Source organism: Gammaproteobacteria bacterium (assembly GCA_019911805.1).
Classification (GTDB): domain Bacteria; phylum Pseudomonadota; class Gammaproteobacteria; order Thiohalobacterales; family Thiohalobacteraceae; genus JAHJQQ01.
Window position 1 is genome coordinate 1 of the sequence record JAIOJV010000032.1, and the last position, 17,773, is coordinate 17,773.

A 17,773-nucleotide genomic window follows, 5' to 3' on the forward strand; every position below is an offset into this window, starting at 1 on the left:
CAGGGCCACCTTGGACTTGAATTCAGGTGAATGGGTACGTCTCTTTCGTCTCATCGCTTCTCTCCAGAGCCTGTTGCTCATGATGGAGGAAAGCACTTATCATCGTCCAGTCACTGTCCAACCGATGGGGTCCACCTCTAAATACCTGGACGCAAAAGGCCTTGTTGCGCTTTGGCGGGAGGCCCTACTGGCCAAAGCTGTACTGTGCGGTGCGACACGCGGTTACATTCATCACCCACAGCTGGAGCGCTTCCGCGAGCACCCACATTCACGCTCGGCCATCAACGCGTACCTTGCAGCAATCCAGGATGAGGCAACGGCTCGGGGTTACAATTTCAACCGAGCCAAGGTTGGCCCGGTTCGTGCGGTTCTAGCTATCACCGTTGCCTCGGGGCAACTCACCTATGAGTGGCATCACTTGCGAACCAAACTGGCGGTTCGCAGCCCAGCGGTACACGCTCGATGGGGTGAGCTTGCCATGCCAGCATGTCATCCGTTGTTTCGTCGTAAGCCCGGTCCCGTGGCTTCTTGGGAGCGGGTGTCAAGTGGCAAAACCAGGCGGAGTGTCTACTGAAACGAAGCAAGTCCAATCACTAGCCAGTGGCTGTCCACTTTTTCGAAGGAACTCTCTGATCAAGGTAGGGCGGGGGTGGCAGCTCGCCCGCATGCCAACATTGCAAGTGAGAACGATTGTCATTACCATATTTATCCATTCGCACAGCCGCTCCCCTGGAAAAACCATGAAGGCAGTACTGTTCGCCATTCTTTTGCTCCTGATGCCGGTGTCTGGTCCGTTTGCTCTGGCAGCCGAGGTCAATCTTTATTCCGCTCGCCAGGAGGCCTTGATCGAACCCCTGCTGGACCGGTTCACGGAACAGACCGGCATCCGGGTCAATATGGTGAGTGCCAAGGACGACACCCTCATCAAGCGCCTGGAGAGCGAGGGCCGCAACAGCCCCGCCGACCTGCTGCTGACCGCCGATGCCGGGCGTCTGTACCGGGCGCGCGAACTGGGGGTGCTGGCGCCGGTGGAATCGACCATCCTGGAGCGGCGCATTCCCGCCAGCTACCGCGATCCCGAGGGCCACTGGTTCGGCCTGTCCCTGCGTGCCCGCCCCATCCTCTATGCACGCGACCGGGTCGCCCCTGAAGAGCTGTCGACCTACGCCGATCTCGCGGACCCACGCTGGAAGGGACGTATCTGTATCCGTTCCTCGAGTAATATCTACAACCAATCCCTGGTGGCCGCCCGTATCGCGACCCATGGCAAGGCGGAGACCGAGACCTGGGCACGCGGCCTGGTGGCAAATTTCGCCCGCCCGCCTCGTGGCGGCGACCGCGACCAGATCAAGGCCGCCGCCGCCGGCCAGTGCGATATCGCCATCGCCAATACCTATTACCTGGCTGCCATGCTCAACGACTCCCAGGAATCGGAGCGGGCCAGCGCGGAACGCCTGGCGGTATTCTGGCCGGACCAGAACGGTTCCGGGGTGCATGTGAACGTCAGCGGCATTGGTCTGACCACCGCCGCCCGCAACCGGGAGCAGGCCGTGCGCCTGATGGAGTTCCTGGTGAGTGACGAGGCGCAGCGCTGGTACGCCGATGCCAATCAGGAGTATCCCGTGGTCGAGGGCATCGAGCCCAGTGATACCCTGAAAGCCTGGGGGCCCTTCAAAGCGGACGGGATCAACCTTTCCGAGCTCGGCCGCTACAACGCCGACGCCCTGCGCCTGATGGACCGGGTAGGCTGGCGTTAACCCCGGGCCGATCGATCATCCGGCATCCGTCCACTTTTCCCGGATGGCACGGCGACCTACAATGGCCGCTGTTTTGTTTTCCCTTAACCGCATGGCGTGTTTTCCATTGGTTCTTGCTTGCATACAGCACATCCCTTGACCAAGTCCCTGGTCGGGTCTTTCCGGTTGCCGAACCCCTGGCGCACGGGCGTGATTCTGGTCGCCCTGGTGCTGGCCCTGCCGGTGCTGACGGTATTCGGCTTCGTGTTCCAGCCGGCCGGCGAGGTGTGGCGCCATCTGGCCGACACTGTGCTCAAGGATTACGTGCTCAACTCGGTGCTGTTGCTGCTGGGCGTTGGCCTGGGCACCCTGTTCGGGGGTGTGTCCAGCGCCTGGCTCTGCTCCATGTGCCAGTTCCCGGGCCGCCGCGTATTCGAATGGGCACTGCTGCTGCCCATGGCCATACCGGCTTACATCATTGCCTACACCTATACGGGCCTGCTGGATTTCGCCGGCCCGGTGCAGACCGGCCTGCGTGACTGGTTCGGCTGGTCCTATGGTGATTACTGGTTCCCGGAGATCCGCTCCCTCGGCGGCGCCATCGTCATGCTATCGCTGGTGCTCTACCCCTATGTCTACCTGCTGGCGCGCGCCGCCTTCCTGGAGCAGTCCATCTGCGTGCTGGAGGTCGGCCGCACCCTCGGTGCGGGTGCCTGGACCGGATTTTTCCGCATCGCATTGCCGCTGGCACGCCCGGCGGTGATCGCCGGCCTGTCGCTGGCACTGATGGAGGCACTGGCGGATTACGGCACGGTGGAGTATTTCGGTGTGGCCACCTTTACCACCGGTATCTTCCGCACCTGGTTCGGCCTCGGCGATGCCGCCGCCGCGGCACAGTTGGCGGCGCTGATGATGAGTTTCGTGTTCATCCTCATCGTGCTGGAGCGCTGGTCACGGCGCCAGGCCCGTTATCATCACACCAGCGGTCGCTACCGGCATCTGCCGCGCTATCAACTGCGAGGCTGGCGCGCGCTGGCCGCCTTCGGCCTGTGTCTGTTGCCGTTATTGTTCGGTTTCCTGTTGCCAGCGGGGCAGTTGCTGGTGTGGGCGGCGAGAACGGCGGGGGAAACCCTGGATGCCGAATTTCTGCGCCTGGTGTGGCACAGTCTCGGCCTGGCCGGCGCGGCGGCCATGCTGGCGGTGTTGCTGGGCCTGTTCATGGCCTATGGCAAGCGCCTGCACGGATCCTACGGGGTGGCAGCGGCGGTACGCGTGGCGGGCATGGGCTATGCCGTGCCCGGCACCGTCATCGCCGTGGGCGTACTCATCCCCTTTGCCTGGATCGACAACCGCATCGACGCCTGGATGCGTGACAGCTTCGATATCTCCACCGGCCTGCTGCTGAGCGGCACCCTGGTGGCCCTGCTGTTCGCCTACACTGTGCGCTTCCTCGCGGTGTCCCTGCAGACCGTGGAGGCAGGGCTCGGCAAGATCAAGCCCAACATGGACGATGCGGCGCGCTCCCTGGGCCTGCCACCCAATCAGGTGCTGGCGCGCATCCACATGCCCATCATGCGCGGCAGTCTGCTCACCGCCCTGTTGCTGGTATTCGTGGATGTACTCAAGGAGCTGCCGGCTACCCTGATCCTGCGTCCCTTCAACTTCAACACCCTGGCGGTGCGCGCTTTCGAACTGGCTTCCGATGAACGCCTGGCGGAATCCGCTACGGCGGCCCTGACCATAGTGCTGGTAGGCATCATTCCGGTTATTCTCCTGAGCCGTTCCATTACCCGCGCACGCCCCGGTCATGGCTAAACCAGACAGCCCCGTTCCGCTCCTCGAGGTCGACCATATTCGTGTTCGTTACGGCGATCAGACGGTGGTGGAGGATCTATCCTTTCATCTGAAACAGGGACGTATCGGTTGCCTGTTGGGGTTGAGTGGTTGCGGCAAGACAACAGTGCTGCGTGCCATCGCGGGTTTCGAACCCGTTTCCGAGGGCGAGATTCGTTTCGCAGGCCAGGTCGTGAGTCGGCCGGGTTGGAGTCTGGTGCCTGAGCAGCGCCAGGTGGGCATGGTGTTTCAGGATTTTGCTCTATTCCCGCACCTGACCATCGCCGACAACATCGCATTCGGTATCCGTCAGCAGGCAGCATCCCGGCGCGAGGCGCGGGTCAGCGAGCTGCTGGAACTGGTGGGTCTGGGGGCCTATGCCCGCGGCTATCCCCACCAGCTCTCCGGGGGGCAGCAACAGCGTGTCGCCCTGGCGCGGGCCATTGCTCCGCGCCCGGCCTTGATGCTGCTGGATGAGCCCTTCTCCAGCATGGACAAGGATCTGCGCGAGCAACTGGCCCGCGAGGTGCGTGCCATCCTGCGCCATGAAGGTATTACCGCCGTTCTCGTCACCCATGACCAGCTGGAGGCTTTCCTCATGGCCGATGAGATCGGGGTGATGCATGCTGGCCGGCTGGAACAATGGGGTTCCGCCTATGCGCTCTACCACGAACCGGGTAGCCGTTTCGTGGCCAACTTCATCGGCGAGGGCGTGTTATTGCGCGGTACGGTACTCAACGACCACCAGGTGGAGACCGCGTTGGGCATCATCGACGGCAACTTCGATCCTGCCTTCGGTCACAATGCCGATGTGGATGTGCTGATGCGTCCCGACGACATCATCCATGATGACGATAGTCCCATGCTCGCCGAGGTCTGCGACAAGGCCTTCCGTGGTGCGGATTTTCTCTACACCCTGTGCCTCCCCAGCGGCGCCCGGGTGCTCAGCCTGGTGCCGAGCCATCACGACCACGCCATCGGTGAACGCATCGGCATTCGCCTCGACCTCGACCATCTGGTGATGTTCCGGCGCTAGAACTTCTGCGTATAGCGTACGTAGAAATCCCGGTCGGTATGGTCGCGCTGAACACTGATGGCGCTGTCGAGACCCTTGCGCTCCCGCAGGTGTGTCTCGATGCTGCGGTTGCCGTCGATGCTGCCCAACGGGGTCGCCACCGTCGAGCCGGTGTTCGGGCATCTGCGCAACATCGGGCTGGACCGCTTCACACTCAGAGGCAGAAAGAAGGTCGATACCCAGTGGAAGCTGTACTGTATTGTGCATAATATGCTGGAGATCCACCGGTACGGGGTCGAATTCGGGTGAAATGGGGTGATGCCGCGACAAATCCTCGCCATCATGAACACACAACGACAATAATGACCGGCCAGACGAGAACAATCCTCCGATGATGTGCATATTCACTGTCGATGAATGCTCGCACTTTCATGGAAAGATTTTTCTACAGGCTCGTTAGGCAAAAAGAAAGGAATATGAAGCTTTCAAAAGCAGATAAAGCATTCGTTGAGAAGCGGGAAAGAAGAGCCAAATATTGGCCATTGTCTGGCGCAGCGTTGCTAGTAACGCTTGTCACGTACGGGGCTTGGCTGTGGCTGAAGGTTCCGCACTTGATAAACCCTGGGCACGTAATCGAACGTCTCAACGCCGGAACCCTGTCCGAATCAACAATGGGTGTCATGGTGGTTATGTTACCGATCGTAATAGCGGCGCTGCTTGTATTTGCATTCGTAGTGGTTCTGTTGTGGTTCATTTCATTCCGTAATGAGAGTCGGTTGATACGGTTGGTCAGGGAGCTACAAGAGGCTTCGGAGCGTGATAATGCGAACGGCTAAACCATGCCAACAAAAGCCGTCAGCGTGATTATGACTCCACTATTCAACGTCTCGCGTGGCAGCATCTTGCTCCCCGCACTGTTCCATTTTCAACTCATCAACCCCATCTGGCCTGATGCGCAGCCGTACGACACACTATTTTTTGTGGCCGCTGCGGTTTTGGTTGTTCTGTACAACCGAAAAGTCATGTTCAATAGAGAGTGGGGCATTACGGAGGTCATTCCACAAACCGCAAACAGCACCATCAAGGCGATCTGAAGGCCGCGTCTCATGGACGACGTGAGGTCTTTCGTTATGAATGGATGTCTATTGAAGTCAAGGAAGCACACGAACTTTGCATGCTCATGAGCAGTTGGATATCAGGTCCAACGAAAGATGAGGAGTTGAAGCGATTGGTGAATGAGGTGGAAAGACAATGAGAATTAACCAGCGCACCCAGTTCACCATTGCGGGGCTTGCACACCGCGCACAACGTGGCGCCGCGGGTGCAGACCGTTAGGTGTAAGAAATGGCACTGAGCGAATTCGAAACAAAGAGGATTGAAAAAGAGGTTCGTGCGTTTGTCGAAAAGCGCCGGCCACCGCCGCACATTCGTCCTGAACTGGATCTGGGGTTTCGTGTAAAAGGGCAAAGCGTAGAAATCTTCGAGGTTCGCCCACGCTGGCGCCATCCAGAAGAAAAACTCGAACATTCCGTGGCAAAGGCAACCTACGTAAAAGCGCAGAGAATCTGGAAGGTCTATTGGCAGCGAGCAGATTTGAAGTGGCACGCGTATGAGCCCAATCCGCAGGTTGAAACACTGGAAGAGTTCTTGGCTGTCGTGGATCGTGATGAATATGCATGTTTTTTTGGTTGAGTGCGGGAAGGCACATGCCAAGTGACGGGGGCGTCAAGCCGCTTTGCAGCTCGGCTTAATGCAGGCGTTATCTATGCGGGTCGAGGGATAAGTGACAAGAATAACGGGCCAAACTCCCGAGGGTTCTTTACCTGTATGAAGATTCCGTCGATCGCTTCAGTGTTTCAGCTTGTTACAGCATTCATCAGCGGCTGTCGGCTGACATCAGGCAGGCTCGAAACCAGGACTGGTCGTACGGTGGGGAATGATTGAATACCTCGTTATTGGTAGCAGCTTCGCATTCGCGGCGGCGGTACAACCGGGTCCACTCCAGGCGTTTCTGGTTTCTCGTGTCGCATCGACGAGTTGGAGGCGCACGCTTCCAGCAAGTCTGGCGCCTCTGATCAGTGATGTGCCCATCGCTTTACTCGTACTGCTTGTGCTGGACCAGCTTTCGGTAAATACCCTGCATGTACTCCGTGCGAGCGGGGGCGTGCTGCTTCTATTCTTCGCCGTTGTCACCCTGCGCCGGTTACAGCGACCCGACTCGATCGATTTGCGCCTCTCAGCACCACGGACGCTTCTAGATGCAGTACTGGTTAATCTGCTCAACCCCAATCCGTACATCGGCTGGTCACTGGTGCTCGGCCCGCTAGTGCTTGCCGCGTGGCGCGTACAGCCGATGTATGCTGTTGCGGTTGTAGGAGCTTTCTACTGCACAATGGTAGTGATGCTGGCGCTGTTCATCTATTTGGTCGGCACTGTTCGCTTCCTGGGTTCGAATGGCCAGCGGACACTGATTGCGGCTTCGGTTGCTGTTTTAGCGGGCCTCGGATTGTACTTCCTGTTCGCAGGCGTAAGAGGATTGATGACAGCTGCCTGACAGCGCTTGCGCCTGGCAAATACCTCTGTCACGCTTCGTGCTGGCGCACGGACCGGGCCAGCCACGCTCGCAAGTGAAACCAACGTTAGACCACACACCAACAAGATGGAGGCTCATATGAAACTCCTCGTTCTCTTGACGTTTGCATCAGTCCTGCTCGTAACTGCCTGTACCGACTCGCCCCAGGATAACGTAGATACCCGAACGCCTGTGGCGGCACCAGCGACGGCCACTGTGCATGACTATCGGTGCGAGAGTGGCGAAACGATTGCTGCAACCTACCCCTCGAGCGACTCGGCCACGCTTCAATACAAAGGTGGTAGCTACGAAATGCAAATCGCGGTTTCTGGTAGTGGTGCGCGTTACGTTGGCGGCGAGTTGGAGTGGTGGACCAAGGGTTTTGGACCGGGATCTGAGGGCACCCTTTTTCATCACATGGCTGATGGTACTTCTGGTGAAATCATCGAGCATTGCACGGAGTACTAAGTGCGATTTAACGATTCATTCAAGCCGGATGTGCGTAAAGTGCCCACGGGAGTGGTATTGGTCTGGGCTGGTTGACTCAAACGTTATAGGCAAAAAATGAGAACACTAAGCATATTGCTACTTATATTCTTCTTGATTGCGCCTGCGACGTATGCGGGTGAGCCTCAACGCGATAAAGGAATAACGGTCCATGCTTTGCCGAAGCGTGTAGCAGATCTGTCGGGTCAGCCTTGGGGGTTGCAGGTGACCTATGCGCCCTATCTCAAACCGGAGCCCGGGCAACCTTATTTGCAATCGGTGGAAGATGTGCTGGAGTATGTAGGAAAGCAGGACAAGTCCGTTCTTGAAAATGGGCTGTGGATAGTAACCACGAATCCATCAGCGTACTCGGAACAAGAAACAGACTTTCTGAACAAGTTGAAAATAGAAGTACCGAAACACAATATCCCTTTGTTTTGGGCAAGAGGTTCAGAGTTGTCAAAAGGCTTCAAGCGTTATTAGAGCACTGCCTGGAACAAGCTGTCCCATCCGGCGACGGCTCTTACGCACCTGCTCGGCTGGGCGTGATCGTTATAGTTCAAAGGCCAACATCTCAAACGCGACCCAAACTGATTTCGGACATGGCCGGCTTGGGAAAAATACGTTATTAGTTCAAGTGATAATCGACATGGCCAGTATTATCAAAGATGTATCTGATTCCGAGGTCACCTGTTCAAATTGCCAGGCTTCCTGCTGCCGCCTGGAGGTCATGATTATCACTGACACGGGTGTGCCAGACGTCCATATTTCAGTCGATGAATGGGGCGCGGAAACGATGTTGCGTTTAGATGATGGTTGGTGCTCGGCGTTAGACCGTGAGACATTTATGTGCACGATATATGAAAACCGGCCGTGGATTTGTCGGGAATACGAAATGGGTTCATATGAGTGTAGTAATGAAAGGACCGTACGAGTGACAGCTTCGTGCTGCTAGTGTCCACGCCGCGTGCTTGAGGTGGGGCCTTAGCCGGCGCAAGGATAATCATCATGAAATCCCTCATTTCAGCAGACCGTCTCCGTTTTCTCCTCAGTCGGTTGCGCGAGCGCCTTTGGGTGAGGCCATTGGTGGTCTGTTTGCTGTCGGTCGGTGCGGCCTTCGTGGCAAAAATTGCGGATGAAACCGGGCTGGCGCAGTTCGTGCCAGAGATCGCACAAGGGTCTATTGAGACGTTGCTGTCCGTTATGGCGTCCAGCATGTTGGTGGTCGCCACCTTTTCCGTGGCGTCGATGGTATCGGCCTATGCCTCCGCCAGTAGCACGGCAACCTCGCGTTCATTCGGTCTGGTCGTTGCGGACGACGTATCCCAGAATGCGCTTTCGACCTTCATTGGTGCTTTTATTTTCAGCATCGTGGCTCTGACGGCGGTTAAAAACGCCTACTTTGGAAAGGCTGGTCTCTTCATTCTCTTTATCCTGACGGCGACTGTATTCGGTATCGTCATTATTACGTTTGTGCGCTGGGTGGACCGTATCGCCCGTCTTGGACGTCTTGGATCGACGATCGACAAGGTCGAGAAGGCGGCGGCCAATGCGTTGAAACGGCGGCGGGACGCGCCGACGCTGCACGGCATGCCAGGGGGTGGCGCTCAGGCGCAAGGGCAACCGGTATTCGCAAAGACGGTTGGATATGTGCAGCATATCGATATGTCTGCAATGCAGGTGTGGGCCGAGAAAACCGACGCTCAGGTGGTGGTGGCGGCGTTGCCCGGCACATTGGCTGCGCCCGATCGGCCACTGGCATACGTGAGTACTTCATCCAGCAATCAGGAAGAAATTGACTACACTCGCGTTGTCCAGTCGTTCAAGATTGGGAAAGATCGTCGTTTCGAGGATGACCCACGATTCGGCCTGGTGGTCCTGTCGGAAATAGCCGGTCGCGCGCTGTCACCGGCCGTCAATGATCCCGGTACGGCGATCAACGTTATCGGCGTACTGTTACGACTCTTCGATCAGTGGCGTGATACGCCGGACGATACCAGCGAGGAAACACCCAAGTATGATCGCATCGCAGTGCCCCCGATTTCGGTGCGCGATATGTTCGACGACGCGTTCACCGCGATTGCCCGGGACGGTGCCGGGGCGGTCGAAGTCTCGATGCGACTACAGAAGGCGCTGGGCACTCTGGCATCAATTGGAAATCCCGAAATGAGGGATGCCGCCATGGCGCACGGGCGGCTGGCGCTGAAACGCGCATGCAAAGCGCTTGAGACGGATGAAGACCTGGCGGTGGTGCGCGAGGCGGCCCGCTACGCGGAGTCAAATGCGTCGCCGGAGATTGGGCCATCTACATAAGTGAAGCTCGGCCGATTCAGCACCACCCCTGCGTCCATGGCCTCCCCTCATTCGGGTGTGCGGGGCTTACCCCTTGATGACGGCCAGGGGTTGCAGCTCAATTTGCACATCGACCAGGTCAATCTGGTTTCTCATCACCTCATCGATGTCCTTGTACGACCCTGGTGCCTCATCCAGGTCTTCCCGGTGGCGGATGGCGTGTAAGATGCCGCGTTCCTTGAGGGCCTTTATCTCTTCTTTCAAGTCCAGTGTCTTGCGGGCCTTCGCCCGGCTCATGATTCTGCCGGCACCATGGGCACATGATTCGAAGGACTGCGCCTCTCCTCTACCCTTGACGAGAAAAGACCGCGTGCCCTGGGAGCCGGGGATCATGCCCCATTCCCCTTTGCGGGCCCGCGTCGCGCCTTTTCGATGCACGATGACCGTCTCGCCGAAATGTTCCTCCTCGGCGGCGAAGTTGTGTGGCTTATTGATGAAATCCGCAAACTCGACCTCGGGCAGAACTTCTCTGAATGCCGACTTCGCCCGCTCCATCATCAGCGTTCTGTTGGCCAGGGCAAATTCGAGGCAGTAGTTCATTTCATTCCAATACAGTTCGAAATAGGCAGAGGATTCCGGGATATAGGCCAAGTCCTGGGATATATCCTCGCCGGCCGCCTGGTTCAATTGTTTGGCCACGTCATCGTAATGATTGGCCACCGTGAAACCGATGTTGCGCGAGCCGGAATGGATCATGATCCAGATATAGCCATCCGATCCTTTCTGCATTTCGATGAAATGGTTGCCGCCACCCAATGTGCCGATCTGGTAGAGGGCACTTTCGTACTCTTGTTCGACGATGGGTAACTCACCCTTTCTCCCGGGCATCCACGCTTCGTCCTGACGTGTTTTGTGGTGATTGAAGCCCACCGGGACGGTGTCGCGGATGATGCCCATGATGGCTTTCAAGTCCGCGGTCGCGACATCGGTCAGATTGGTCCGCAAAGAGCACATGCCGCAGCCGATATCCACCCCGACGGCGTTGGGTACGATGGCCCCCTGGGTGGCCAGGATGGCCCCGATCGGCATGCCGTAGCCCTGGTGGGTGTCCGGCATGATGGCGATGTGCTTGAAGGCGAAGGGAAGGTTTGCCAGGTTTCGCGCCTGCTCCAGCGCCCCCTCATCCATCTCATCCGCTTCCAGCCACAGCTTTATCGGGAGTCTCTCCGTTTCAATGATTGCTTTTCCGTTCGTGTGCATGATCTCTCCATGTTTCATTGAAGACGAGCCTTTGGGCGATCGCTTGACAATGCAACGATGAGCCCGGCGCACTGGCAATGGAGTTATCTGGCTATGACCGGGGTGGTGTTCATTTACACGATTTTTAGCCACGGAATCCACGGAATGACACGGACAAGAGCTAGCTGCATAAAGCCCAGGTATTACCCTGTGGGTGATGGTCCTGGGTTTATATGTTGAATTCTTTCCGTGTCATTCCGTGTGCTTCCGTGGCCAATAATGGTGTAAAAAAGCGCTACCCGGCGATGGCCCCACGAACAGAACCTATCCCATCTCGATGATCAGCGGCCCGTGTAGGGTGACGGCGCCTGCAGTTTCTCGCGGCGCACCTGACAGGCAAAGCAGCGTTTGGCGGTCGGATACGCATCCAGCCGTTTGTACCGGATGGGCGCCCCGCAGTCGATGCACAGACCGTACTGCCCGGCCGCGATGCGGTCCTCCGCCGCGGCGATGTCACGCACCTCTCCCACGTCGCGAACGATCTCGGCCTCGGTGATGTCACGGAGCACGGAGGCTGCCGCCACATCGCCGGAATCGCCCGATCCGCCGATGAGATCGACCAGGTGCTCGGTGCTGGAGCGTGCGAGCACCTGCCGGATTTCATTCAGCAATAGACTTTTACGTGCGTCGATGCGTTGCGCGAATTGCGCGATCTGCTCTTTTGTAAGGGAATTCTCAGGGGCATTCATGGCGTCATAGTCAGTGGTTTGTGGAAACCGGCACCGGGCTGTGCCAGCACACATCCCCGATCCTCCGGGATGCCCTTCGAGCCTAGCCTTTGGAAGGTGTCAAGGCAAGGGGCTGACGAGGCCGGCCTGCCCTGGCCAGTTGCCGGTGGCAGTGTCGGTGGTGCGAGCAAGGGCCCGTTCATGAAGTGGGTACATCCGACAGGGGGTTTCCAGCAGCGGCACCTATATCGATCGTCGGCGGTTGTTTTTCCATTGTAGCGGACACTCCGGCTTGCTAAATTCCGGTCCCAGGCTCCTACAAACGCACGGGCCGGTAGGGTTCCCAGGACTACGAGTAGATCGATCGTGAAGAGGTCAACAACAGCTGCCCTGCTGTCGGGGTTGGTGTTCCCGGGGCTGGGTCACCTGTACTTGAGAAAGTATATTCGCGGCATTTTCCTTGCAGGTGCGGCAGGTGTGCTGTTCTATACCATCCTTTCTGTTGCGATGAGCACAGCGTTCGAAGTGGTGGACAAGATGCAAAGCGGTCATGTTCCTCTCGATGTGGAGTCCATTTCCGAGTTGGTGGTGACGCAGGCACGTAGCCACGAAAGGTCAACGGGTGCTGCGACGGTGGCTTTGATCATGGTGTGGGCAGTGGGTATCGCGGATTCGTATCGCGAAGGCCGGGCACGGGAGAAGGCTTGAGCGTTGAGCGGCTACAGCGAAAAAGGACTACAGAGTGTCCGCTGACCCGGGATGCCCGTCAATATTATGAATCAGATCGAGCTGTTGGATAACGAAATCGATTGCACCGAATTAAGATAAGCCCGCGGACACCAGAAGACGGCCCGGCTGAGTATGAATGCCTGATATCGAGTTCAGATATGCGTGAGATTGGTCTGACGATTATTTTTCTGTCACTCAGCAACATCTTCATGACATTTGCTTGGTATGCGCACCTCAAGGAACTAAGCACCAAACCCTGGCTGGTCGCGGTCCTGGTCAGCTGGGCGATCGCATTTTTTGAGTATCTGCTGCAGGTTCCGGCAAATCGTATTGGTTACAGTGTGCTGTCACTGGGGCAACTGAAGATCTTGCAAGAGGTCATTACTCTGACAGTGTTTGTACCCTTCGCCTTCTTTTATATGAAGGAGCCCCTGAAGTGGGATTATCTTTGGGCATCGCTTTGTATACTAGGCGCCGCCTACTTCATCTTTCGCAGCAGATGGGTCGGTGCCTGACGATGGATTCAAGTCGAACTGATGGTTTTTTCGGCCCGGTGGATACCCTGAGCTGAAGCGTCTCGCCAGCCCTGGGATCACAACGGACAATTGAATATGCCACCCGTACTCTTGCTATTGGTAAGCTTGGTGATCATCGGTATGGCAGTCCGGGGGCTGCTGACCGGAAAGGTCATGGCGGGATCCCGCGGCCTGCGGCCCAATTATTATACTAAACAGGACAGCCCGGTTTTGTATTACGGTTTCATATTCGTTTATTTGTCGATTGGGGCCTTCGTTCTATTTCATTCCATGTGAGGAATATCTGAACAGCGGGTCAGGTCGAATCCGATGTACGGAGGTTTATCGTTGTGCTTGTCGCCTGGGCGATCTTCCCTGGCGTCGGCGTGGACATGACATTGCTCGGGCCGGCGGCCTGTGAGTACGATGGGTGGTGTATGAGTGTGGGATTGGAAAATGCATTGCGGCGCTTGCGGCGCATTCTGCCGTTGAGCGCACGGCAAGGCGAATGCAGCGAGCAGGTCCGTGAGCTTCACCGGCAGATTCTTCGTTCCTTTCCGACCAAAGGGCGGATTCTGACCCGGGAGGAAATGGCACAGTACGTCAGCGACCTGGACGCTGCGGTTGACGTACTGAGAAAAAACGACATGGTGACATTCTCCGGGGACGGAACGCCTGTGGGAGCGTACCCCTTCACGATGGAGGCACGGGATTATCAGGTTCAGGTTAATGGGCATCGAGTCCATGCCATGTGTGCGCTGGATTCCCTGGCGGTGAGTCCCATGTTCGGGATGACGACACATATCACTTCGCACTGCAGAGTCACCGGCACCCCCGTCGACATAGACCAGTCAGGCAAGACGATAGACAATGCAGATACAGCGGGTGCGGTCCACGTGGGCATTGCCTGGGGCGCGGCAGACGCGGAGTCCCACTGTGCGGACAGCCTGTGCATGGAGATGCCATTTCTGCGGGATGGCGCGGCTGCCCGGCAATGGCTTGTGGAAGATCCCGGTGGTAGAGAAGTCTTTGCGCTACCAGAGGCGATCGAGTTCGCGAGCCGGTTTTTCGTGCCTTTGGTGGGGTGATGCTGCTGAGCGTTCGGTATGTTGCTGCGCCTCGCCTGACTCGCGTGCATCGCCTGCGTCGCTCAGGCGCGCTGGACATCGGTACGATGAGACATTGGGCCGCCCCGTTGCTACAGTAAGGGAAGGCGCATGATCGTTGCACCGTTTTTGAGAACAGGCTCTCCACCCGCCCTCGGGGTGCGACGAGATGCAGGTGCGATGTTGCGGACATGGGGTCGTCGCACTCCGGGATATGGGGACACGACCCGAGGCATGTGATCCAGACTACGCGTCCAGGACCAGACGCGGTCGGGAACGGCACGCGACTCGACGTGCGCGTGAGATATCAATCGGTCAGCTAGGACAACGCCATGGCAACTCACCACGCAGCACCCTCGGAAGTAGTGGATCTGGAAACCTGGGCACAGGACCTGCCGAGTGAACATGGCAAGACCATCGTAAAAACACCTGAAATGGAGCTTGCTCGGCTGGTGTTCCCGGCGGGTGAGGAATTCGCAGATCACCAGGTATCAGGACCCATTGTGGTTCAATGCATAAAGGGTGAGATCGCGTTTTCTGCGATGGGGGCGACGCGAACGCTCAAACCTGGCCAGCTGCTGTACTTGCGGCCCGGCGAACCACACGCCATTCGAGCCATCACGGATGCGATCGTTTTACTGACTATCATCTTCAAGGTTGAGTAATTAACATAGTAAATTCAGGTTGTTATCGGAATAAGGGGCTGCGGCGCGGCGGCCGTGCCGGCGTGATGCTCGCAGGAACGATCGGTGCTAGAGCCGCTTTCGGCAGGGCCGGGCTGCGCGGAAGCCAACGCACACCTTGGCGCGACTGCGGCCGGCAGCCGCACCACGTCGGAGGTCACATCATGAATACTGCCCGTCCCTATGCACGGCGCGCCCGGGGAATCCTCGCATGGGTGGCCGCCGCGTTCGGTGTCCTGACCGTCGTGGTGGGTGGGCGGACCCTGGCCGGCGCCGATCCGGGGTATATCGTCTTCCGGCCGCTGTTGATCTACAACACCGTGATGGGCGTGGCGTACCTGGTGGCCGGTATCACGATGTGGCGCAGTCTCGAGGCGGGCAGGCGTGCGGCAGCCGCTGTTTTCCTGCTCAACCTCCTCGTGCTCGCGGTCATCGGTTACCTGTACGCGACGGGGAGTGCCGTCGCCATCGACAGTGTGCGTGCCATGACGTTCCGCACCGGCGTATGGATGATCCTGTTTCTTGGTCTGGCGTGGCTGGGTCGCGGGGGCCGCGCGGCGGGAACCTGACGAGCCGACGGCCGTTGAAAGAGCTACAATAGCCGCCCGGTCGCGTCCGGTTGCGCCCGGTCGGGTGTCACGATGCGGCGCGCGGGATGACCGCCGATCAAGTTTTTAACAGGTGCAGTATGAGCGGTCTGCCACAATGCCCAGAATGCGGTTCGGAATACACCTACGAGGATGGCCTCCTGTACATCTGTCCGGAATGCGCGCATGAATGGGCGCGGGACGCGGTGGCCGAAGGTGGCGAGCAGCAGCGCGTGGTCCGCGATGCCTACGGCAACGAACTCAGCGACGGCGACAGTGTCACGGTAATCAAGGATTTGAAGGTCAAGGGTTCGTCGTCGGTCGTCAAGGTCGGCACCAAGGTCAGGAACATCCGCCTGGTCGAGGGCGACCACGACATCGATTGCCGCATCGAGGGGATCGGTGCGATGCAGCTCAAGTCCGAGTTTGTGAAGAAGGCCTAGGAGCCTGTCGGCCAGGACCTGCCCATCGAAGCGACGCGCCTGACGCGACGGATTTCCAGGAGACCCCCAGTGACTGACTATGACGAACCGAGCGAAGAAGAGCGCTGGTGCAACGACTGCCGCGTGGCAGTGAGCGACTATCTGCGGCAGGCGCGGATCGACCACGGCAAGATCGGCGAATGGCCGGCCTGGCACGTGGCGCCGCACGTGTCGATGTGGGCCGTCGAAAGCCGGGAGACGCCCGGACTGGTTGGCTGGTGGGTGGTCGCCGGCGATCTGCCCACCGACTATGTCGATGCCGAAGGTGTACACCACCCGCGGCAGGCGCTCAAGGTCCTCGGCGCCCGCTGGCTCGAGGCCGCGCAGCACATGGAGGAGGGACGCCGGCATCCGTCGCTGCAGATCGGCAGCCCCGACGACTGGCCCCGCCTCGCGCCGCTGCTGAGGAGTCGCGCCGAGGTGCTGCTGCAGTGGGCGAACGACGGCAGTGTCTGGGAGCGTGCGTGACGTCAGACCGCGCCCGCGCCCGACCCGGGCCGCGGCATGGATGACCCACTCGAGTCCTGCCGATTTCTGCAGCAGGTGGTCGACTCGGTTGCCGAAAACATCGTGGTCGTCGATGCTGGTGGACACATCGTGTTCGTCAACCGCAGCTGGATCGACTTCGGCCGCAGCAATGGCTGTGTGGGCGACATCGACTGGCGTGGCCAGGATTACCTGGAGATCTGCGACCGCGCGGCGGCCATGGGCGAGGACTTCGGCAGGAAGGCAGCGGCAGGCATCCGCACAGTGATGGCCGGGGACGCCGACTCGTTCTATCTCGAATATCCCTGTCACAGTCCTGACGTGAAGCGCTGGTTCATGATGCGCACAACGCCGTTTGCGTTCGAGGGTGAGCCTTACTGCGTCCTCTCTCACCAGGACATCACCGAGCGCAAGCTCGCCGAGGAGGCGGTGCAGCGGTCGTCGCGCATCGATGCGCTCACCAAAGTCGCCAATCGTCGTGGGTTCGACGAATTTCTGGCCGGCGAATGGGGCCGCTGCGCGCGCCTGGGCGTGCCCGTCTCGTTGGCGCTCATCGACATCGACCACTTCAAGCTGCTCAACGACAGCTACGGCCATCAGGCCGGCGACGAGTGTCTGGAGCGGATCGGCGCGCTGCTCGAACGGTTCGCGCGGCGTCCCGGCGATCTCGGTGCGCGCTACGGCGGCGAGGAGTTCGCACTGGTCCTCGGCAATACGGCGGCCGGGGTGGCGCGCGCGATCATCGGCGCGCTGATGGAGGAGATCCGTGCCCTCGGCATCCCGAACACGCGGTCGCCGACCCATCCGACCGTGACCGTCAGCGTTGGGCTGGCGACCCAGCGACCCGGGCCGCAGAACAGCGCGGCAGACCTCGTCGGGGCGGCGGACGCGTTGCTCTACACGGCCAAGAAGGACGGCCGCGACCGCTTGGTCATGGATACGTGAGGCGAAAGCCCGTTGCGGAGCGGTCCCGGGTGGCGCCGGCGTCGATTGCGCGCTACCCCCTTTTCCCGCAGGAGAGATGCGATGACCGACGATGACAACATGGATATAGAGGTCGAAAAATCCTATCCGGCCGCCGCGGTGGCCGCCAAGCTGCGGCGGCTGGCAGACGCGCTGGAGGCGGGGCGGGGCTTCGGTATCCAGATCGCCGGACGGCGCATCCGGGTCCCGGCCGACGCCACCGTCGAGTTCGAATATCAGCGCGACGGGGACGGGGAGGAGGTGGAGATCGAGCTGAAGTGGCAGCGGCGCTAAGGCGGTACCCCCGCGGCCGCCCTTCTG

At 59.1% G+C, this 17,773-nt stretch carries 23 protein-coding genes and 1 pseudogene; 22 read left to right on the forward strand and 2 right to left on the reverse strand.

What is annotated here, in order from left to right:
* Nucleotides 1–124 precede the first annotated feature (124 nt).
* From K8I04_02505 to K8I04_02565, 13 genes and pseudogenes are all read left to right on the forward strand, one after another.
* The gene (locus tag K8I04_02505) at nucleotides 125–574 is read left to right on the forward strand and encodes a pyrimidine dimer DNA glycosylase/endonuclease V (GenBank protein ID MBZ0070592.1); all 450 of its coding nucleotides are present in this window, start codon (nucleotides 125–127) and stop codon (nucleotides 572–574) included.
* A 166-nt stretch (nucleotides 575–740) separates the two neighbouring features.
* The gene (locus K8I04_02510) at nucleotides 741–1,757 is read left to right on the forward strand and encodes a Fe(3+) ABC transporter substrate-binding protein (protein ID MBZ0070593.1); all 1,017 of its coding nucleotides are present in this window, start codon (nucleotides 741–743) and stop codon (nucleotides 1,755–1,757) included.
* Between the two features lie 117 nt (nucleotides 1,758–1,874).
* Nucleotides 1,875–3,551, forward strand: coding sequence for an iron ABC transporter permease (locus K8I04_02515; GenBank protein ID MBZ0070594.1), 1,677 nt, complete (start codon nucleotides 1,875–1,877; stop codon nucleotides 3,549–3,551).
* Nucleotides 3,544–4,605, forward strand: coding sequence for an ABC transporter ATP-binding protein (locus K8I04_02520; GenBank protein MBZ0070595.1), 1,062 nt, complete (start codon nucleotides 3,544–3,546; stop codon nucleotides 4,603–4,605). Before K8I04_02515 ends, K8I04_02520 begins: the two co-directional genes overlap by 8 nt.
* A 135-nt stretch (nucleotides 4,606–4,740) precedes the next feature.
* Nucleotides 4,741–4,893, forward strand: a pseudogene (locus K8I04_02525) (transposase).
* Nucleotides 4,894–5,060: 167 nt separating this feature from the next.
* On the forward strand, nucleotides 5,061–5,420 hold the full coding sequence (locus K8I04_02530; protein ID MBZ0070596.1) for a hypothetical protein: 360 nt from the start codon (nucleotides 5,061–5,063) through the stop codon (nucleotides 5,418–5,420).
* A 3-nt stretch (nucleotides 5,421–5,423) separates the two neighbouring features.
* Nucleotides 5,424–5,678, forward strand: a complete 255-nt coding sequence (locus tag K8I04_02535) for a hypothetical protein (protein MBZ0070597.1) — start codon at nucleotides 5,424–5,426, stop codon at nucleotides 5,676–5,678.
* 250 nt (nucleotides 5,679–5,928) lie between these two features.
* On the forward strand, nucleotides 5,929–6,276 hold the full coding sequence (locus tag K8I04_02540) for a DUF3024 domain-containing protein (protein MBZ0070598.1): 348 nt from the start codon (nucleotides 5,929–5,931) through the stop codon (nucleotides 6,274–6,276).
* A gap of 244 nt (nucleotides 6,277–6,520) precedes the next feature.
* A complete protein-coding gene (locus K8I04_02545; protein ID MBZ0070599.1) occupies nucleotides 6,521–7,138 on the forward strand; it encodes a LysE family translocator in 618 nt (205 codons plus the stop codon).
* Between the two features lie 117 nt (nucleotides 7,139–7,255).
* The gene (locus K8I04_02550) at nucleotides 7,256–7,624 is read left to right on the forward strand and encodes an MliC family protein (protein MBZ0070600.1); all 369 of its coding nucleotides are present in this window, start codon (nucleotides 7,256–7,258) and stop codon (nucleotides 7,622–7,624) included.
* A gap of 96 nt (nucleotides 7,625–7,720) precedes the next feature.
* Nucleotides 7,721–8,125, forward strand: a complete 405-nt coding sequence (locus K8I04_02555; GenBank protein MBZ0070601.1) for a hypothetical protein — start codon at nucleotides 7,721–7,723, stop codon at nucleotides 8,123–8,125.
* Nucleotides 8,126–8,291: 166 nt separating this feature from the next.
* Nucleotides 8,292–8,597: a YkgJ family cysteine cluster protein gene (locus K8I04_02560; GenBank protein MBZ0070602.1), complete on the forward strand. Its 306-nt coding sequence runs from the start codon at nucleotides 8,292–8,294 to the stop codon at nucleotides 8,595–8,597.
* A gap of 53 nt (nucleotides 8,598–8,650) precedes the next feature.
* A complete protein-coding gene (locus K8I04_02565; protein MBZ0070603.1) occupies nucleotides 8,651–9,955 on the forward strand; it encodes a DUF2254 domain-containing protein in 1,305 nt (434 codons plus the stop codon).
* Between the two features lie 66 nt (nucleotides 9,956–10,021).
* On the opposite strand, the gene K8I04_02570 is transcribed toward K8I04_02565, so the two are convergent.
* Nucleotides 10,022–11,212 carry an RtcB family protein gene (locus K8I04_02570; GenBank protein ID MBZ0070604.1) on the reverse strand — a complete coding sequence of 397 codons (1,191 nt, stop codon included), beginning with the start codon at nucleotides 11,210–11,212 and terminating at the stop codon, nucleotides 10,022–10,024.
* Between the two features lie 302 nt (nucleotides 11,213–11,514).
* On the reverse strand, nucleotides 11,515–11,922 hold the full coding sequence (locus tag K8I04_02575) for a TraR/DksA family transcriptional regulator (GenBank protein ID MBZ0070605.1): 408 nt from the start codon (nucleotides 11,920–11,922) through the stop codon (nucleotides 11,515–11,517).
* A 345-nt stretch (nucleotides 11,923–12,267) separates the two neighbouring features.
* Between K8I04_02575 and K8I04_02580 the strand changes: the two genes are divergently transcribed.
* The 9 genes from K8I04_02580 (at nucleotide 12,268) to K8I04_02620 (ending at nucleotide 17,746) form a co-directional block, all read left to right on the forward strand.
* Nucleotides 12,268–12,609 (forward strand): hypothetical protein, encoded by a 342-nt coding sequence (locus K8I04_02580; GenBank protein MBZ0070606.1) that lies wholly within the window; start codon nucleotides 12,268–12,270, stop codon nucleotides 12,607–12,609.
* 179 nt (nucleotides 12,610–12,788) lie between these two features.
* The gene (locus K8I04_02585; GenBank protein MBZ0070607.1) at nucleotides 12,789–13,145 is read left to right on the forward strand and encodes a DMT family protein; all 357 of its coding nucleotides are present in this window, start codon (nucleotides 12,789–12,791) and stop codon (nucleotides 13,143–13,145) included.
* 350 nt (nucleotides 13,146–13,495) lie between these two features.
* Nucleotides 13,496–14,233 (forward strand): alkylmercury lyase family protein, encoded by a 738-nt coding sequence (locus K8I04_02590; GenBank protein MBZ0070608.1) that lies wholly within the window; start codon nucleotides 13,496–13,498, stop codon nucleotides 14,231–14,233.
* A gap of 350 nt (nucleotides 14,234–14,583) precedes the next feature.
* Complete coding sequence (locus tag K8I04_02595) at nucleotides 14,584–14,916, forward strand: cupin domain-containing protein (GenBank protein ID MBZ0070609.1); 333 nt, start codon at nucleotides 14,584–14,586, stop codon at nucleotides 14,914–14,916.
* 182 nt (nucleotides 14,917–15,098) lie between these two features.
* Nucleotides 15,099–15,503, forward strand: a complete 405-nt coding sequence (locus K8I04_02600) for a hypothetical protein (protein MBZ0070610.1) — start codon at nucleotides 15,099–15,101, stop codon at nucleotides 15,501–15,503.
* Nucleotides 15,504–15,622: 119 nt separating this feature from the next.
* Nucleotides 15,623–15,964 (forward strand): alkylphosphonate utilization protein, encoded by a 342-nt coding sequence (locus tag K8I04_02605; protein ID MBZ0070611.1) that lies wholly within the window; start codon nucleotides 15,623–15,625, stop codon nucleotides 15,962–15,964.
* A gap of 69 nt (nucleotides 15,965–16,033) precedes the next feature.
* Nucleotides 16,034–16,471: a DUF4826 family protein gene (locus K8I04_02610; GenBank protein MBZ0070612.1), complete on the forward strand. Its 438-nt coding sequence runs from the start codon at nucleotides 16,034–16,036 to the stop codon at nucleotides 16,469–16,471.
* 36 nt (nucleotides 16,472–16,507) lie between these two features.
* Nucleotides 16,508–17,434: a diguanylate cyclase gene (locus K8I04_02615; GenBank protein MBZ0070613.1), complete on the forward strand. Its 927-nt coding sequence runs from the start codon at nucleotides 16,508–16,510 to the stop codon at nucleotides 17,432–17,434.
* A gap of 81 nt (nucleotides 17,435–17,515) precedes the next feature.
* Nucleotides 17,516–17,746: an amphi-Trp domain-containing protein gene (locus K8I04_02620; protein MBZ0070614.1), complete on the forward strand. Its 231-nt coding sequence runs from the start codon at nucleotides 17,516–17,518 to the stop codon at nucleotides 17,744–17,746.
* The last annotated feature ends 27 nt before the right edge of the window (nucleotides 17,747–17,773 follow it).

Excerpts from the sequence above, each read along its gene's own strand:
- K8I04_02505 (MBZ0070592.1), top strand. The coding sequence starts at position 125 with ATGGGGTCCACCTCTAAATACCTGGACGCAAAAGGCCTTGTTGCGCTT.
- K8I04_02510 (MBZ0070593.1), top strand. The coding sequence starts at position 741 with ATGAAGGCAGTACTGTTCGCCATTCTTTTGCTCCTGATGCCGGTGTCT.
- K8I04_02520 (MBZ0070595.1), top strand. The coding sequence starts at position 3,544 with ATGGCTAAACCAGACAGCCCCGTTCCGCTCCTCGAGGTCGACCATATT.
- K8I04_02530 (MBZ0070596.1), top strand. The coding sequence starts at position 5,061 with ATGAAGCTTTCAAAAGCAGATAAAGCATTCGTTGAGAAGCGGGAAAGA.
- K8I04_02535 (MBZ0070597.1), top strand. The coding sequence starts at position 5,424 with ATGCCAACAAAAGCCGTCAGCGTGATTATGACTCCACTATTCAACGTC.
- K8I04_02540 (MBZ0070598.1), top strand. The coding sequence starts at position 5,929 with ATGGCACTGAGCGAATTCGAAACAAAGAGGATTGAAAAAGAGGTTCGT.
- K8I04_02545 (MBZ0070599.1), top strand. The coding sequence starts at position 6,521 with ATGATTGAATACCTCGTTATTGGTAGCAGCTTCGCATTCGCGGCGGCG.
- K8I04_02550 (MBZ0070600.1), top strand. The coding sequence starts at position 7,256 with ATGAAACTCCTCGTTCTCTTGACGTTTGCATCAGTCCTGCTCGTAACT.
- K8I04_02555 (MBZ0070601.1), top strand. The coding sequence starts at position 7,721 with ATGAGAACACTAAGCATATTGCTACTTATATTCTTCTTGATTGCGCCT.
- K8I04_02560 (MBZ0070602.1), top strand. The coding sequence starts at position 8,292 with ATGGCCAGTATTATCAAAGATGTATCTGATTCCGAGGTCACCTGTTCA.
- K8I04_02565 (MBZ0070603.1), top strand. The coding sequence starts at position 8,651 with ATGAAATCCCTCATTTCAGCAGACCGTCTCCGTTTTCTCCTCAGTCGG.
- K8I04_02570 (MBZ0070604.1), bottom strand. The coding sequence starts at position 11,212 with ATGAAACATGGAGAGATCATGCACACGAACGGAAAAGCAATCATTGAA.
- K8I04_02575 (MBZ0070605.1), bottom strand. The coding sequence starts at position 11,922 with ATGAATGCCCCTGAGAATTCCCTTACAAAAGAGCAGATCGCGCAATTC.
- K8I04_02585 (MBZ0070607.1), top strand. The coding sequence starts at position 12,789 with ATGCGTGAGATTGGTCTGACGATTATTTTTCTGTCACTCAGCAACATC.
- K8I04_02595 (MBZ0070609.1), top strand. The coding sequence starts at position 14,584 with ATGGCAACTCACCACGCAGCACCCTCGGAAGTAGTGGATCTGGAAACC.
- K8I04_02600 (MBZ0070610.1), top strand. The coding sequence starts at position 15,099 with ATGAATACTGCCCGTCCCTATGCACGGCGCGCCCGGGGAATCCTCGCA.
- K8I04_02605 (MBZ0070611.1), top strand. The coding sequence starts at position 15,623 with ATGAGCGGTCTGCCACAATGCCCAGAATGCGGTTCGGAATACACCTAC.
- K8I04_02615 (MBZ0070613.1), top strand. The coding sequence starts at position 16,508 with ATGGATGACCCACTCGAGTCCTGCCGATTTCTGCAGCAGGTGGTCGAC.
- K8I04_02620 (MBZ0070614.1), top strand. The coding sequence starts at position 17,516 with ATGACCGACGATGACAACATGGATATAGAGGTCGAAAAATCCTATCCG.